13 protein-coding genes are annotated in these 13734 nt (G+C 71.3%); 9 read left to right on the top strand and 4 right to left on the bottom strand.

Features of this window, described 5'->3' with window-relative positions:
* Positions 1–259: 259 nt before the first annotated feature.
* Both OG570_RS01620 and OG570_RS01615 read right to left on the bottom strand, forming a co-directional pair.
* Positions 260–2239 carry an SDR family oxidoreductase gene (locus OG570_RS01620; RefSeq protein WP_326955316.1) on the bottom strand — a complete coding sequence of 660 codons (1980 nt, stop codon included), beginning with the start codon at positions 2237–2239 and terminating at the stop codon, positions 260–262.
* A 67-nt stretch (positions 2240–2306) separates the two neighbouring features.
* Positions 2307–2510 carry a hypothetical protein gene (locus tag OG570_RS01615; RefSeq protein ID WP_247062208.1) on the bottom strand — a complete coding sequence of 68 codons (204 nt, stop codon included), beginning with the start codon at positions 2508–2510 and terminating at the stop codon, positions 2307–2309.
* 203 nt (positions 2511–2713) lie between these two features.
* Here OG570_RS01615 and OG570_RS01610 point away from each other — a divergent pair, with 203 nt between their 5' ends.
* Both OG570_RS01610 and OG570_RS01605 read left to right on the top strand, forming a co-directional pair.
* Entirely contained in the window at positions 2714–3937 is a 1224-nt protein-coding gene (locus tag OG570_RS01610) for an NAD(P)/FAD-dependent oxidoreductase (protein WP_326955315.1), read from the top strand.
* Between the two features lie 17 nt (positions 3938–3954).
* Positions 3955–4557, top strand: coding sequence for a hypothetical protein (locus tag OG570_RS01605; protein ID WP_326955314.1), 603 nt, complete (start codon positions 3955–3957; stop codon positions 4555–4557).
* Here OG570_RS01605 and OG570_RS01600 read toward each other — a convergent pair.
* Positions 4532–5761, bottom strand: coding sequence for a multidrug effflux MFS transporter (locus tag OG570_RS01600; RefSeq protein ID WP_326955313.1), 1230 nt, complete (start codon positions 5759–5761; stop codon positions 4532–4534). The genes OG570_RS01605 and OG570_RS01600 overlap by 26 nt on opposite strands.
* 202 nt (positions 5762–5963) lie before the next feature.
* Here OG570_RS01600 and OG570_RS01595 point away from each other — a divergent pair, with 202 nt between their 5' ends.
* The 6 genes from OG570_RS01595 to OG570_RS01570 are packed head-to-tail and all read left to right on the top strand — an operon-like array spanning position 5964 to position 12458.
* Positions 5964–6815, top strand: coding sequence for a fumarylacetoacetate hydrolase family protein (locus OG570_RS01595; RefSeq protein WP_326955312.1), 852 nt, complete (start codon positions 5964–5966; stop codon positions 6813–6815).
* Positions 6816–6817: 2 nt separating this feature from the next.
* Complete coding sequence (locus OG570_RS01590) at positions 6818–8122, top strand: enolase C-terminal domain-like protein (protein ID WP_326955311.1); 1305 nt, start codon at positions 6818–6820, stop codon at positions 8120–8122.
* A complete protein-coding gene (locus OG570_RS01585; protein ID WP_326947059.1) occupies positions 8115–8861 on the top strand; it encodes an SDR family NAD(P)-dependent oxidoreductase in 747 nt (248 codons plus the stop codon). Before OG570_RS01590 ends, OG570_RS01585 begins: the two co-directional genes overlap by 8 nt.
* 41 nt (positions 8862–8902) lie before the next feature.
* Positions 8903–9934 (top strand): sugar ABC transporter substrate-binding protein, encoded by a 1032-nt coding sequence (locus tag OG570_RS01580; protein WP_326959831.1) that lies wholly within the window; start codon positions 8903–8905, stop codon positions 9932–9934.
* Positions 9931–11442 carry a sugar ABC transporter ATP-binding protein gene (locus OG570_RS01575; protein WP_326947060.1) on the top strand — a complete coding sequence of 504 codons (1512 nt, stop codon included), beginning with the start codon at positions 9931–9933 and terminating at the stop codon, positions 11440–11442. The genes OG570_RS01580 and OG570_RS01575 overlap by 4 nt, the downstream gene beginning before the upstream one ends.
* Positions 11439–12458 (top strand): ABC transporter permease, encoded by a 1020-nt coding sequence (locus tag OG570_RS01570; RefSeq protein WP_326955310.1) that lies wholly within the window; start codon positions 11439–11441, stop codon positions 12456–12458. Before OG570_RS01575 ends, OG570_RS01570 begins: the two co-directional genes overlap by 4 nt.
* A 120-nt stretch (positions 12459–12578) precedes the next feature.
* Here the strand turns inward: OG570_RS01570 and OG570_RS01565 are convergent, their stop codons facing one another.
* Positions 12579–13310, bottom strand: coding sequence for a FadR/GntR family transcriptional regulator (locus OG570_RS01565; RefSeq protein WP_326947062.1), 732 nt, complete (start codon positions 13308–13310; stop codon positions 12579–12581).
* A gap of 81 nt (positions 13311–13391) precedes the next feature.
* Here OG570_RS01565 and OG570_RS01560 point away from each other — a divergent pair, with 81 nt between their 5' ends.
* A complete protein-coding gene (locus OG570_RS01560; protein ID WP_326955309.1) occupies positions 13392–13730 on the top strand; it encodes an L-rhamnose mutarotase in 339 nt (112 codons plus the stop codon).
* The last annotated feature ends 4 nt before the right edge of the window (positions 13731–13734 follow it).

Raw genomic sequence — 13734 nt, 5'->3', positions numbered from 1 at the left:
CCGGCCGGACCACCCGCCCCCACCTGCTCGTGAGTGTTCAGGGCGGTTCTAACCGCCCTAAACACTCACAAGACGTCACCCGGTCGTGGTGCGGGCGGTGCCGATCGCGGCGGTCTGATCCGCGAAGGCGGTGCGTTCCCCAGTACTGCGTTCCGGCATTTCGAACTCCCCAGTTCACGCTCGTCCTGATGAACGAGACTCGCGCGAGGGTAGAAGTACCGTCGCCGCGGTGCCAGGTTTTTGCCGGAATTCGCACCGATCACGCACGACGGCGCCAGATCACGCGGGTGATCGCCGCCGCGACGGCCGCCGGCGCGGGCCGGCCCGGCAGCCCGCGGACCTCCGGCGCCGACTCCCGCGTCGATTGGTGAGCGAGGTGCGCGGCGAAGCGGGAGAGCCGCGGCGCGACGAACGTCGCGATCTCCGCGGCCCGTCCTTCGGGGAGGCTGAGGATCGCGGGACGTTCTTCGAGGGCCTTGACGACGAGCGCGGCCGCGCGTTCCGGGCTGCTCGACGGGATCCCGCGGTAACCGGTCGGCGCGATCATCGGCGTCCGCACCAGCGGCATCCGGACCGAGGTGAAGGTGACGCCGTCCGAGAGCGTCTCGCGCCCGGCGGCCAGCCCGAACTCCTCCAGCGCCGCCTTCGAAGCCAGGTAGGCGGAGAAGCGCGGGGTGTCGGTCTGCAGGCCCATGGTGGTGACGTTGACGACGTGCCCGAAGCGCCGCTGCGCCATCGACGGCAGGAGCCCGAGGATGAGCCGCACCGGGCCGAAGTAGTTGATCGCCATCGTGCGCTCGTAGTCGTGGAACCGTTCCGTGGACAGCGAAACCGAGCGCCGGATCGACCGGCCGGCGTTGTTGACCAGCATGTCGACGGCGCCGTGGTCGCTCAGCACGTCCTTGACCAGCGCGTCGACCGCGTCGCCGTCGGTGAGGTCGCACGGGTACGCCGCCGCGACGCCGCCGGCGGCCGTGATCTCGCCACGGACGTCGTCGAGCTCGTCGGCGCGCCGGGCCACGAGGATCACCTTCGCGCCCTTGCGCGCCACGGCGAGCGCCGACGCGCGGCCGATGCCGGACGACGAGCCGGTGACCAGCACCGTCCGCCCGGCCAGGCCGTGGGTGCGGCGGGCGCGGTCCGGGTCGAGGTGCGCCTGCCAGAACCGGTAGAGCGGGGCCGCGTACTCCCGCAGCTCGGGGAGCTGGACGCCGCTGCCGAAGAGCGCCGTCGTCGTCCGCGCGGTGTCGAAGACGACTTCGGTGCTCAGGTGCGGCAGGACTTCGAGGGGGACGCCCAGCTCGTCGAGGACGGCGGCCCGCGTCAGGCGCCCGCCGGGCACGCGGTCGACCCCGGCGGCGGCCGCGTGCGCGAGCCGGGTGCCCGCCCGCCGCAGCACGTTCGACGGCCTCGCGGGCAGCACGGCCCGGATCGCCGGCCCGCCCGCGACGCGCGCGAAGGCGTTGTAGACGGAGTTCAGCGACTGCGGGCGCGCGGCGGCGAGGTGGTAGGTCGCCCCGGCCGGCGCGTCCCGGTGCATCAGGTACTCCATCGCCTCGACGACGTAGTCGACCGGCACCAGGTTGGTCCCGCCGAGGTCGGGCGCGGCCAGCGGGAGACGCCGGGGCAGCGCCGCCAGCCGCGAGATCGCGGGCAGGAAGTAGTACGGGCCGTCGATCTTGTCCATCTCGCCGGTGCGCGAGTCGCCGACGACGGCCGAGGGCCGGTAGACGCGGTAGGGCAGCGGCTGCTCGCGGACGAGCTTCTCGGCCTGGAACTTCGTTGCGTGGTACGGCGAGCCGAAGTGCTGGCCGAGGTCGAAGTCGGCCTCGGTGAAGCGTCCGGCGTGGTCGCCCGCGACGGCGATCGAGGAGACGTGGTGCACGAGCCCCGCCCCGGCCGTCGCGGCGAAGGCGAGCAGGTGGCGGGTGCCCTCGACGTTGGCGCGCCGGTTGGTCTCCTCGTCCGCGGTGAAGTCGTAGACCGCCGCGAGGTGGACGACGTGGTCCAGGTGCGGCAGCCCGGCGGCGTCGACGCCCAGCCGGGGCTCGGTCAGGTCGCCGACCACCGGGTGCAGCTTGCCGGCGTTCGCCCAGCCCTCCGCGAGCACCGACAGCCGCTCCCGCGAGGTCTCACGCACGAGCGCGTACACCGCGGACGTCTCCGGTCGCCGCAGCAGCCGGGCGACCAGGCGTTTCCCGAGGAAACCCGTCGCGCCCGTCACGAAGTAGGTGGTCATGGCCGGCCCCTCGCACTCGACGTCGTCGGGCCGACTCTAACCTACTGGAAAGTAGGAACGGTAGTTGTCAGGTTTCCACCTTGTCGTCCGCCGTAGCCACGATGGCGTCACGCAGGGCGGCCCGCAGCCGTCCGACGTCCAGCGGCCCGAGCACCGCCGCCTCGCCCGGTGGCGCGACGAGCACCACCTTGTCGTTGCTGACGAACACCGTCACGTCCCTGCGCCTGCCGGCCAGATCCCGGCAGGTGACCGACCACTCGCCCCGACTCATGGTCGCCGCCTCCGATTCCCTCGACGTTCTGCTTCGTGCGGGGGTGGGAGACCTGCGCCACGGGGCCATGACGCCGGTTCACCCGATTTGCCTACTCGCGAGTTTTCCCTTGCGGAACGAGGGGTTCCGGCGTACCGGGATGTGGTGCGGCGGGTTCCGGAGTAGGTTCGCGCCAGGATTTGCTGTCGCCGGTGGAGGTCAGGATGTCGGAGCCGCGGAAGATCGTCGTCGTCGGAGCGGGCCTGGGCGGTGCGTCCGCCGCGGCCGCGTTGCGCGAACGCGGTTACACCGGCGAAGTCCTGCTCATGGGGTCCGATCCGCACCGGCCGTACGAGCTGCCGCCGTTGTCGAAGGGCGTCCTGCTCGGCACCACCGACGAACCCGATTGGGTGCACGAAGAGAAGTACTACGCGGAGAAGGACATCCGGTTCACCCCGGGCGTCACCGCGACCCGCGTCGAGCTGGGCGCGCGGCTGGTCCTGGACGACGCGGGCGGTGAGCACCGCTACGACCGCCTAGTGCTGGCCACTGGCTCGCGCCCGAAGGCCCTCCCGGTCCCCGGCGGCGACCTGCCGGGCCTCTACACGCTGCGCAGCCTCGACGACGCGCTCAAGCTGCGGTCCGCGTTCGCCGAGGCGGAGCGCGTGGTCGTGATCGGCGCCGGCTGGATCGGCTCGGAAGCCGCCGCGGCCGCCCGCTCGCACGACGCGGACGTCACGGTGGTGGACCCGGTCGCGGTCCCGCTCTCGACGGTCATCGGCGAGACGATCGGCGGGGTGTTCCGGGACCTGCACACGGAAAACGGCGTCCACTGGCGCCTGGGCGAGCAGGTCGCGGAGATCATGGGCGGCCCGGACGGCGTCCGCGGCGTCAAGCTGGGCAACGGCGACGAGCTGCCGGCGGACGTCGTCCTGGTGGCGGTCGGCGCGGCCCCGCGGGTCGAGCTGGCCCACGCGGCGGGCCTGGAGCTGTCCGACGACGGCGGCGTCGCGGTGGACGCGGGCCTGCGCACGGCGGCCCCGGACGTCTACGCGGTCGGCGACATCGCGGCCCACTTCCACCCGCGCTACGGCCGCCGCATCCGCGTGGAGCACTGGCAGAACGCGAAGGACCAGGGCATGCACGTGGCGCAGAACCTGTTGGGGGAGAACGAGCCCTACCTGGCGTCGCCGTACTTCTTCACCGACCAGTACGACCTGGGCTGCGAGTACCGCGGCCTGGCCGACCCGGCCGCGGACGAGCTGGTGGTGCGGGGCGACCTCGCGTCGCGGGAGTTCACGGCGTTCTGGCTCCGCGACGGCGAAGTGGCGGCGGCGATGAACGTGAACATGTGGGACGACGGCGACGCGCTGAGCGCGCTGGTCGACGGCCGCACGAAGGTGACGGCGGAGCAGCTCGAGACGGGCGATCTCGCGGACCTCGGCTGAGGGTCAAGCCTGCCCAGATGAACAACACTCCCGCTTGGCTGACCATCGCTGTCGCCGGCATGACAGCGGTGGTCGCCCTCCTGACGGCGTCGATCACCACGTGGTTGACGACGAAAAGCGCGAACAAGAGATCCGCGACCGAGCTGGAGCAGCAACGAGCGCGGTTCGCCCAGGAGCTCGAGCACCAGCGCGAGCTGGAACGCCGGAAGCTGCTGTTCGGGTTGAGGTCGGAGATCTACCTGAAGATCACCCAGGTGTTCGCGGACGCCGTGACCGCGCTGTCCGTCTCTCGTTCCGATCGGTCCGAGGGCAACGCGGAGACCGTTCTCGAGCTGGCCGGCGCGCTGCGCAGGTTGCAGGACCTGGTCACCTCGTGCGCCATCGTCGCTTCCGAAGACGTCACGTCGGCGGCTCGCGGCTTCGGTGGCCGGCTCCGGGCGACCCGGGACTGGCTCGCCCGGCCGGACATGAAGCTGCGGGGACGGAACTTCGACGACGTGTGGGACCCCGCCGTGGACGCGTTCGAGCTGCTCACGAACGCCATGCGCGTCGACCTGGGATCGATCGACGACGGCTTGAGGGAGAACAGTCGGCTTACGGCAGCGGATCCGGAGCCGTGACCACCGGCCGGGTCAGCGTCAAGAACGCCACCAGCGCCAGCAACGCGAACCCGGCGATGGTCGCCGCCATCGGGACGGCCGTTCCCGGGCCGCCCAAGCCCACCAGTGGTGTGGCCACTCCGCCGACCACGAACTGCAGCACGCCCAGCAGCGCCGACGCCGCGCCCGCCGAGCGGGCGTGTTCGGCCAGCGCCAGGGAACTCGCGTTCGGCATCACCAGGCCGATGCTCGACACCAGCAGGAACAACGACACCAGCAGCGCGGCCAGCGGCAGGTGCGCCAACGCCGACACCAGCACCAGGACGCCGCCGAGCGCGCCGAGGAGGAGACCGGCGAGCAGCAGCGTGCGCTCGGGAACCCGGCCCACCAGCCGGCCGTTGAGCTGACCCGCCAGCACGATGCCGACGCCGTTGGCGCCGAAGACCACGCTGTAGGCCTGCGGGCTCAACCCGTACACGCCCTGCAGCGCGAACGACGACCCCGAGATGTAGGCGAACATCGACGCGAACAGCAGGCCGGACGCCAGCGCGTAACCCGCGAACGTCCGGTCCACCGCCAGCCGCCCGTACGTCTTCATCACCCGGCCGAGCCGCGCGGGCGAGCGGCGGGACACCGGCAGCGGCTCCGGCATCGCGAAGGCGACCACGGCCAGCAGCAGCGCGCCGAACACCGTCAGCACGACGAACACCCCGCGCCACGACGTCCAGTTCAGCAGCTGGCCGCCGATCAGCGGGGCGAGGATCGGGGCCAGGCCGCTGACCAGCATCAGCGTCGAGAAGAACTTCGTCATCGCGGTGCCGGAGTACAGGTCGCGCACGGCGGCGCGGGCGATCACGATGCCCGCGGCGGCGCCGAGGGACTGCACACCCCGGGCGGCGACCAGCAGCCACGCGTCCGGGCTGACCGCGCACAGCACCGAGCCCACGACGTACAGGACGAGGCCCACGAGGAGCGGCCCGCGGCGGCCGAGCGCGTCCGACAGTGGCCCGAGCACCAGCTGGCCGACCGCGAGGCCGACGATGAACGCGCTGAGCGTCAGCTGCACCGTCGTGTCCGCGGCGTGCAGGTCGCCCGCCATCTGCGGCAGCGCCGGCAGGTACATGTCGATGGACAGGGGCCCGAACGCCGAGAGCCCGCCCAGGATCAGGACGAACTTCAGCTGCGCGCGCCGGGTGGGCGCGGCAGGTTCCGCGGTGTCGGTCATGCGCCTCCTCCAGTTACACCGAGGAGCAGCGACGTGGTCACCGGGCCTATTCCGCCTGTGACTGGTGACACCCCGTGCTCGACCGGGCTCCCACCGACACTGATCCGATCATTTTCCCGCCGATTGTGCGACGGCTCTGGATCGGAGGCCTCGTCTGCGATATACATCGGATGTCTGGTCGGGCTGGTGAAGGGAAACATCCGTGCAGCTGGTACGCCTCGGAGAGCCGGGAAGCGAGCGTCCGTACGTCCGCGCCGACGACGGTACGACCTACGGGCTGAGCGGGCTGACCGCCGACGTCGACGGCGGGTTCCTCGCCACCGGCGGCCTCGCCCGGGTGGCCGCCGCGCTCGCCGCCGGGGAGCTGCCGGCGGAAGACGTCACGGCCCTGCGCGTCGGCTCGCCGATCGCCCAGCCGGGCAAGGTCGTCTGCATCGGGATGAACTACCGCCGCCACGCCGAGGAGACCGGCGCGACGCCGCCCACCGAGCCCGTCGTGTTCATGAAGGCGCCGGACGTCGTGGTCGGCCCCGGCGACGACGTCCTCATCCCGCGCAAGTCGGTCAGCACCGACTGGGAGGTCGAGCTCGGCGTCGTCATCGGCACGACCGCCCGCTACCTCGACAGCGTCGAGGAGGCCCTGGACCACGTCGCGGGGTACGTCGTCTCGAACGACGTCTCCGAGCGCGCGTTCCAGTTCAGCGCCGGCCAGTGGGACAAGGGCAAGTCCTGCGAGAACTTCAACCCGCTCGGCCCGGCCCTGGTGCCCGCGGCGCAGGTGCCCGACCCGCAGGACCTCGGCCTGCGGCTGTGGGTCAACGGCGAGAAGAAGCAGGACTCGTCGACCAAGGACATGATCTTCTCCGTGGCCGAGATCATCCACCACCTGAGCCAGGTGATGGTGCTGCGCCCCGGCGACCTGATCAACACCGGCACGCCCGAAGGCGTCGCGCTCGGGCAGCCCGACCCGAAGCCGTACCTGCGCGACGGCGACGTGATCGAGCTGGAGATCGACGGCCTCGGCCGGCAGCGCCAGACCGCGAGGCAGGCCTGACCATGGCGAAGATCATCGGCATGGAGGTCCTCGACGTCCGGTTCCCGACGTCGCGGGAGCTCGACGGCTCGGACGCGATGAACCCCGACCCGGACTACTCCGCGGCCTACGTCGTGCTGCACACCGACGGCGGCCCGGACGGCTACGGCCTCGCGTTCACCATCGGCCGCGGCAACGACGTCCAGGCCGCCGCGATCCGCGCGCTCGCGCCGCACGTCGTCGGCCGCGACGTCCCGGCGGACGCGGCCGCGCTCGGCGACCTGTCGCGCACACTCGTCGGCGACTCGCAGTTCCGCTGGCTGGGCCCGGAAAAGGGCGTCGCGCACATGGCGGTCGGCGCGGTCGTCAACGCCGCCTGGGATCTCGCCGCGCGCCGCGCCGCGCTGCCCGTCTGGAAGTTCGCGGCCCGGATGACGCCCGAAGAGCTGGTCAGCCTGGTCGACTTCCGGTACCTGAGTGACGCGCTCACCGAGGCCGAAGCCCTCGACATCCTGCGTGCCGCCGAGCCCGGCCGGGCCGAGCGGGTCGCGCAGCTGGAAGCCAACGGCTACCGCGCCTACAGCACGTCACCCGGCTGGCTCGGGTACGCCGACGCGAAGCTGGTGCGGCTGTCCGAACAGGCCGTCGCGGACGGCTTCGACATGATCAAGCTCAAGGTCGGCGGCAACCTCGACGACGACGTCCGCCGGATGAAACTCGCCCGCGAGACCGTCGGCGACGACATCCGCATCGCCGTCGACGCCAACCAGCGCTGGGACGTCTCCGCCGCGATCACCTGGATGACCGCGCTCGCGCCGTACGACCCGTACTGGATCGAAGAACCGACGTCCCCGGACGACATCCTCGGCCACGCCGCCATCGCGAAAGCGCTTGCGCCGATCCGCGTCGCCACCGGTGAGCACGTCCAGAACCGCGTGATGTTCAAGCAGCTCCTGCAGGCCAACGCGATCTCCGTGCTCCAGCTGGACGCCGCCCGCGTCGGCGGGTTCAACGAGAACCTGGCGATCCTGCTGCTGGCCGCGAAGTTCGGCGTGCCGGTGTGCCCGCACGCCGGCGGTGTCGGGCTCTGCGAGCTCGTGCGGCACCTGTCGCTGTTCGACTTCGTCGCGGTGTCGGCGTCGGACACCGACCGCACCATCGAGTGGGTCGACCACCTGCACGAGCACTTCACCGACCCGGCCGTCGTGCAGTGCGGCCGGTACCTCGCCCCGACCGCCCCCGGGTTCTCCGCGCGCATGCACGACACCACGCTGCGCCGGTTCCGCTTCCCGGACGGTCCCGAGTGGACGGAGACCGCAAGTGAGTGAATTCGAGGGCCTGGTGGCCGCCGTCACCGGAGGCGCCTCGGGGATCGGCCTGGCGACGGCCACCCTGCTGGCCGAGCGCGGCGCGCAGGTGGCCGTCCTGGATCTGAAACCGGGTGACGAAGGCTTCCGCTGTGATGTCTCTTCGGACGACGAAGTGCGCTCGGCCGTCGACGCCGTCGTGGAACGCTTCGGGCGCCTGGACATCCTCGTCAACAACGCCGGCATCGGCGCGCAGGGCGACGTCACCGCCAACGGCGACGACGAGTGGCACCGCGTGTTCGACGTCAACGTCGTCGGCATGGTCCGGCTCGCCCGGGCCGCCTTGCCGCACCTCAGGAACTCGCCGTCCGCGGCGATCGTCAACACCTGCTCCATCGCGGCCTGGGCCGGCCTGCCCAGCCGCGCGCTCTACTCGGCCAGCAAGGGCGCGGTGCTCTCGCTGACCCTGGCCATGGCGACCGACCACCTGCCCGACCGGATCCGCGTCAACTGCGTGTGCCCGGGCACGGCGGACACCCCCTGGGTGGGCCGGCTGCTCGACTCCGCCGACGACCCGGCGGCCGAACGCGCGGCGCTCGCCGCGCGCCAGCCGATGGGCCGGCTGGTCACCGCCGACGAGGTCGCGGGCGCGATCGTCTACCTCGCCAGCCCGCTGTCCGCTTCGACCACCGGCACCGCGCTCGCGGTCGACGGCGGTATGTACGGCCTGCGCCCGCGCGGTCCGGTGCAACCCCAATAAGACTTTTCGCTGTCATCAAGGAGGATGCGGTGCACAACAGGGTGATCCAGGTGGCCGCCACGGCCGCCGTCTGCGGCCTGGTGCTGGCCGCCTGCGGGTCCACTAAGGACAATGCCGCCGCGCCCAGCGCGGGTGGCAGTCCCGGCGGCAAGGTCGGCGCGACCCTGCCGCTGCTGACCTCGCCGTTCTGGCAGGCCTACAACAACTACGTGCCGCAGATGGCGAAGACCGAGGGCGTCGACGTCCTCCCGACGGTCAACGCCGACAGCGACCCGGCGAAGCTGATCACCGACATCGGCACGTTCCTCAACCAGGGCGTCAAGGGCCTGGTCGTGACGCCGCTGGACTCCGCGGCGATCGTCGCCGGGCTCAAGCAGGCGGAGAACAAGGGCGTGCCGGTGGTCGCGGTCGACGTCGCCCCCGAGAGCGGCAAGGTCGCGATGGTGGTGCGGGCCGACAACAAGGCCTACGGCACCAAGGCGTGCGACGCGATCGGCGAGAAGGTCAAGTCCGGCAAGGTCGTGCAGATCCAGGGTGACCTCGCCTCGGTCAACGGCCGCGACCGCTCGGAGGCCTTCAAGGCCTGCATGGCGCAGAAGTACCCGGGCATCCAGGTGCTGGACATCCCGGCCGAGTGGAAGGCCGACAAGGCGTCCTCCGGCCTCGACAGCATGCTGACGGCGAACCCGGACATCAAGGGCGTCTACATGCAGGCCGGCGGCGTCTACCTCGCCCCGACCCAGCAGGCGCTCAAGCGCAAGAACCTGTTCTTCCCGGTCGGCGACCCGAAGCACATCGTGCTCGTGTCCAACGACGGCATCCCGCAGGAGCTGGCCGCGATCCGGGCCGGCGAGCTGGACGCCACGGTGTCCCAGCCCGCCGACGCGTACGCGAAGTACGGCCTGTACTGGCTGAAGAAGGCCATGGCCGGCGAGACGTTCAAGCCGGGCCCGACCGACCACGACAGCACCATCGTCGAGATCAGCCCCGGCATCCTCGAGGACCAGCTGCCCGCGCCCGTCATCACCAAGGCCAACGTGGACGACAAGGCCCTGTGGGGGAACAACCTGTGATCGCGCCGCCCGCCACCGCGGTGGTCAGCGCCCGCGGCGTCGGGAAGCGCTACGGCCCGACCGTGGCGCTGCACGACGTCAGCCTCGACGTGCACCCGGGCGAGTCGCACGCGCTCGTCGGGCGCAACGGGGCCGGCAAGTCGACGCTCGTCTCGATCCTCACCGGCCTGTCCGCCACGGACACCGGGCACGTCGAGTTCGGCGGCGAGCCGGCCCCGCCCCTGACCAAGCAGGACGACTGGAAGGCGCGCGTGGCCTGCGTCTACCAGCACGCGATGGTCGTCCCGCAGCTCACGGTGGCCGAGAACCTGTTCTTGAACCGGCAGGCGGGCGGCGGGTTCTCGATCGGCTGGAAGAAGCTGCGGCGGCAGGCCACCGAGCTGCTCGGGTCGTGGGACGTGCACGTCGACGTCGACACCCCGGCCGGCGAACTGTCGGTCGAGGACCGGCAGTTCGTCGAGATCGCCCGCGCGCTGTCCTACGGCGCCCGGTTCATCGTGCTCGACGAACCGACCGCGCAGCTGGACAAGCAGGCCATCGAGCGGCTCTTCGAGCGGATGCGCCAGATGCAGGCGAACGGCGTGACGTTCCTGTTCATCTCGCACCACCTCCATGAGGTGTACGAGGTTTGCCAGGCGGTCACGGTGCTGCGCGACGCGAAGCACGTGCTGACCGCGCCGGTCGCCGAAGTCGGCCGGGCCGAGCTGGTCGACGCGATGACCGGCGAACCGGGCGGCCTGTCCGTCCGCGACGCCGCCACGCGGGACGCCCTGGAGGCGGACGCGCCGGAGATCCTCGCGGTCGACGGCCTCTCCGGCGACGGCTTCTCGGACGTCTCCTTCCGGCTCCACCAAGGCGAGGTCGTCGGGCTCGCGGGCAGCAACGCCAGCGGGAAGCACCAGGTCGCCGAGACGGTCTACGGCCTGCGGCGCCCGTCGGCGGGCACGGTCCGCGTCGACGGCAAACCGTTGCGGCCGGGCGACATCCCGGCGGCGCTCAAGGCCGGGATCGGCTGCGTGCCGCGCGACCGGCACCACGAAGGCCTGGTGCTGGAGCACCCGATCATGGACAACGCCACACTGTCCATTTTGGACAAGATGGGCCGCGGCGGGCTCGCGTCGCCGAAGACGCGGTTCACGAAGGCGTCCCAGGCGCTGGCGGACTACGGCATCGTCGCCGCGAGCGCCGAGCAGCCGGTGTCGGACCTGTCCGGCGGCAACCAGCAGAAGGTCGTCCTCGCCCGGGCGCTGGCCAGCGACCCTCGGGTCGTCGTGCTGATCAACCCGACGGCCGGGGTGGACGTGAAGTCGAAGGAGGCGCTGCTCGCGGTCGTCGACCGGGTGCGCGCCGAGGGCAAGGGTGTGCTGATCGTCAGCGACGAGCTCGACGACCTGCGCCTGAGCGACCGGGTCCTGGTGCTGCGCGCCGGGGCCGTGGTCGCCGAGCACCAGGCCGGGTGGTCCGACGGCGACCTCGTGGCCGACATCGAAGGAGTCGAGCTGTCGTGACCGACGTGATGACCGATCCTCCGGCAGCGGAGCTGGCCGCGCCAATTGCACAGCGTCGCAAGGCGCTCTGGCTGCGGGAACTCGCGTTGCTGCCCGCGCTCGTCGTGGTGTTCGTCATCGGCGGCCTGGTCGACGACACGTTCGTCGGCTGGAGCAACATCGTCAGCATCCTGACCGCGTCGGCCGCGCTGTCGCTGGTCGTGCTGGGCGAGTCGCTGGTGCTGATCACCGGCAAGTTCGACCTGTCGCTGGAATCCACCATGGGCCTGGCGCCCGCGCTCGGCGCGATGGTGGTGATCCCGGCGGCGTCGGCCGGCTTCGGCGTCGAACTGCCGACCGCGATCGGCCTGCTGGTGATCCCGCTGTGCGGCGCGCTCGTCGGGTTCGTCAACGGCTTCCTGATCGTGAAGCTGAAGCTGAACGCCTTCATCGTCACGCTCGCCATGCTCACCGTGCTGCGCGGGGTGCAGGTCGGCTCGACCAAGGGCAAGACGCTGTTCAACCTGCCGGACTCGTTCACGAACCTGGCGACCACGACGTTCGCCGGGCTGCCGATGTCGGTGTGGCTGGCGGCGGTGCTGTTCGCGGTCGCCGGCTGGGTGCTGCGCTACCACCGCGTCGGCCGCGCGCTGTACGCGATCGGCGGCAACCGCGAGGCCGCGCGGGCGGCCGGGGTGCGCGTCGACCGGATCGCGTGGGCGGTGTTCGTCGTCGCCGGCATCCTCGCCGCGATCGGCGGGCTCGCGTACACGGGGTACGTCGGCGCGCTGGGCGCGAACCAGGGCTCCGGGCTGATCCTGCAGGTCTTCGCGGCCGCGGTGATCGGCGGCGTTTCCCTCGACGGCGGCAAGGGCACGCTCGTCGGCGCGCTGACCGGCGTCCTGCTGCTGTCGTCGGTGTCCAGCCTGCTCAACTACGCGCACGTCACGGCGGAGTGGCAGGGGGCCATCTACGGCGCCATCATCCTGGTTGCGCTGATCATCGCCCGGTATGCGGGTGGAAAGCCGCAAACCTGAGTCCAAAAGCGTGATCATCCGACGTTCCAGGGTCTGCCGCGGCTCTCGTGAGTGTTTAGGGCGGTTCTAACCGCCCTAAACACTCACGAGGGTGGGGACGAGGAGGTGTTGCGGGTGCGGCTAGGAAGCTTCCGCGGCGGGCAGGTCGGCGGCGGCGTCCGACGTCGGGTCGTCGGCCGTGCCCAGTGCGTTGCGCAGCCACTGCTCCACGCCCGCGACGTGCACGGTCGCCCACGAGCGCGCCAGTTCCGGCTCGCGGGCCGCGATGGCCTCGTAGATCGCCGAGTGCTGTTCCCGGGTCTTCGCGACCGCGCCCTCCTGGGTGAGGCCGCGCCAGATCCGGGCCCGCGCGGTCGGCCCGGAGAGGCTGTCGAGCAGCGAGCAGAGCACGGGGTTGCCGGAGCCGTCGGCGATCTTGCGGTGGAACTGGAGGTCGTTGGCGACGAGCGCCTCGACGGTCGGCGAGTCGGCCAGCTCCCCGAGCAGCGTGCCCAGCTCCGCGATGTCGTCGTCGCTCATGTGCAGCGCGGCCAGCGCGGTCGCGGCCGGCTCGAGGATCCGCCGCACGGCGAGGAAGTCGAGCACGGTGTCGTCGCGGTGGAAGTCGACCACGAACGTCATCGCGTCGAGCAGCAGGTTCGGCTCGAGGCTGGTGACGTACGTGCCGTCGCCCTGGCGCACGTCGAGCACCCGGATCAGGCACAACGCCTTCACGGCCTCCCGCAGGGAGCTGCGCGAAAGCCCGAGCCGCTGGGCCAGCTCGGCCTCCTTCGGCAGCCGGTCGCCGGGCGCCAGCTCGCCGGAGATGATCATGTCCTTGATCTTGTCGATCGCGACATCGGTGACGGGCATCGTGTCCGCCCTTCCCTGCAACAGACCTCGGATGTTTGGGTGTTACTCCCCAGCGTGCCATGCCCCGGCGAAGGAGTGGTCATGACCCACGATCCCGCACCACAAAGAGTGGCCCTGCACACGAAGCTGAAACCCGGCAAGGAAGCCGAGTACGAGTCCGTCCACGCCGTGATCCCGCCCGAGCTGGACGTCGCGCTGCGCGCGGCCGGCGTCCGCACCTGGCGGATCTGGCGTAGCGGCCTCGACCTTTTCCACGTCCTCGAAGTCGACGACTACGCGGCGATGCGCGCGGCGTTGCGGGAGCACCCCGCGAACGTCCCGTGGCAGGCCAGGATGGCCGAGCTGCTGGCCGTGGAGGACGACTACTCCGGCGACGACACCGGCATCGGGCTGGTCTGGGAACTGCCGGTGAAGGAGTGACCGC

The organism is Amycolatopsis sp. NBC_01286, from assembly GCF_035982555.1.
Classification (GTDB): domain Bacteria; phylum Actinomycetota; class Actinomycetes; order Mycobacteriales; family Pseudonocardiaceae; genus Amycolatopsis.
The sequence above is the reverse complement of the archived record's forward strand: the minus strand, read 5'-3'. Positions and strand labels throughout refer to the sequence as shown.

Excerpts from the sequence above, each read along its gene's own strand:
- OG570_RS01620 (WP_326955316.1), bottom strand. The coding sequence starts at position 2,239 with ATGACCACCTACTTCGTGACGGGCGCGACGGGTTTCCTCGGGAAACGC.
- OG570_RS01615 (WP_247062208.1), bottom strand. The coding sequence starts at position 2,510 with ATGAGTCGGGGCGAGTGGTCGGTCACCTGCCGGGATCTGGCCGGCAGG.
- OG570_RS01610 (WP_326955315.1), top strand. The coding sequence starts at position 2,714 with ATGTCGGAGCCGCGGAAGATCGTCGTCGTCGGAGCGGGCCTGGGCGGT.
- OG570_RS01605 (WP_326955314.1), top strand. The coding sequence starts at position 3,955 with ATGAACAACACTCCCGCTTGGCTGACCATCGCTGTCGCCGGCATGACA.
- OG570_RS01600 (WP_326955313.1), bottom strand. The coding sequence starts at position 5,761 with ATGACCGACACCGCGGAACCTGCCGCGCCCACCCGGCGCGCGCAGCTG.
- OG570_RS01590 (WP_326955311.1), top strand. The coding sequence starts at position 6,818 with ATGGCGAAGATCATCGGCATGGAGGTCCTCGACGTCCGGTTCCCGACG.
- OG570_RS01565 (WP_326947062.1), bottom strand. The coding sequence starts at position 13,310 with ATGCCCGTCACCGATGTCGCGATCGACAAGATCAAGGACATGATCATC.
- OG570_RS01560 (WP_326955309.1), top strand. The coding sequence starts at position 13,392 with ATGACCCACGATCCCGCACCACAAAGAGTGGCCCTGCACACGAAGCTG.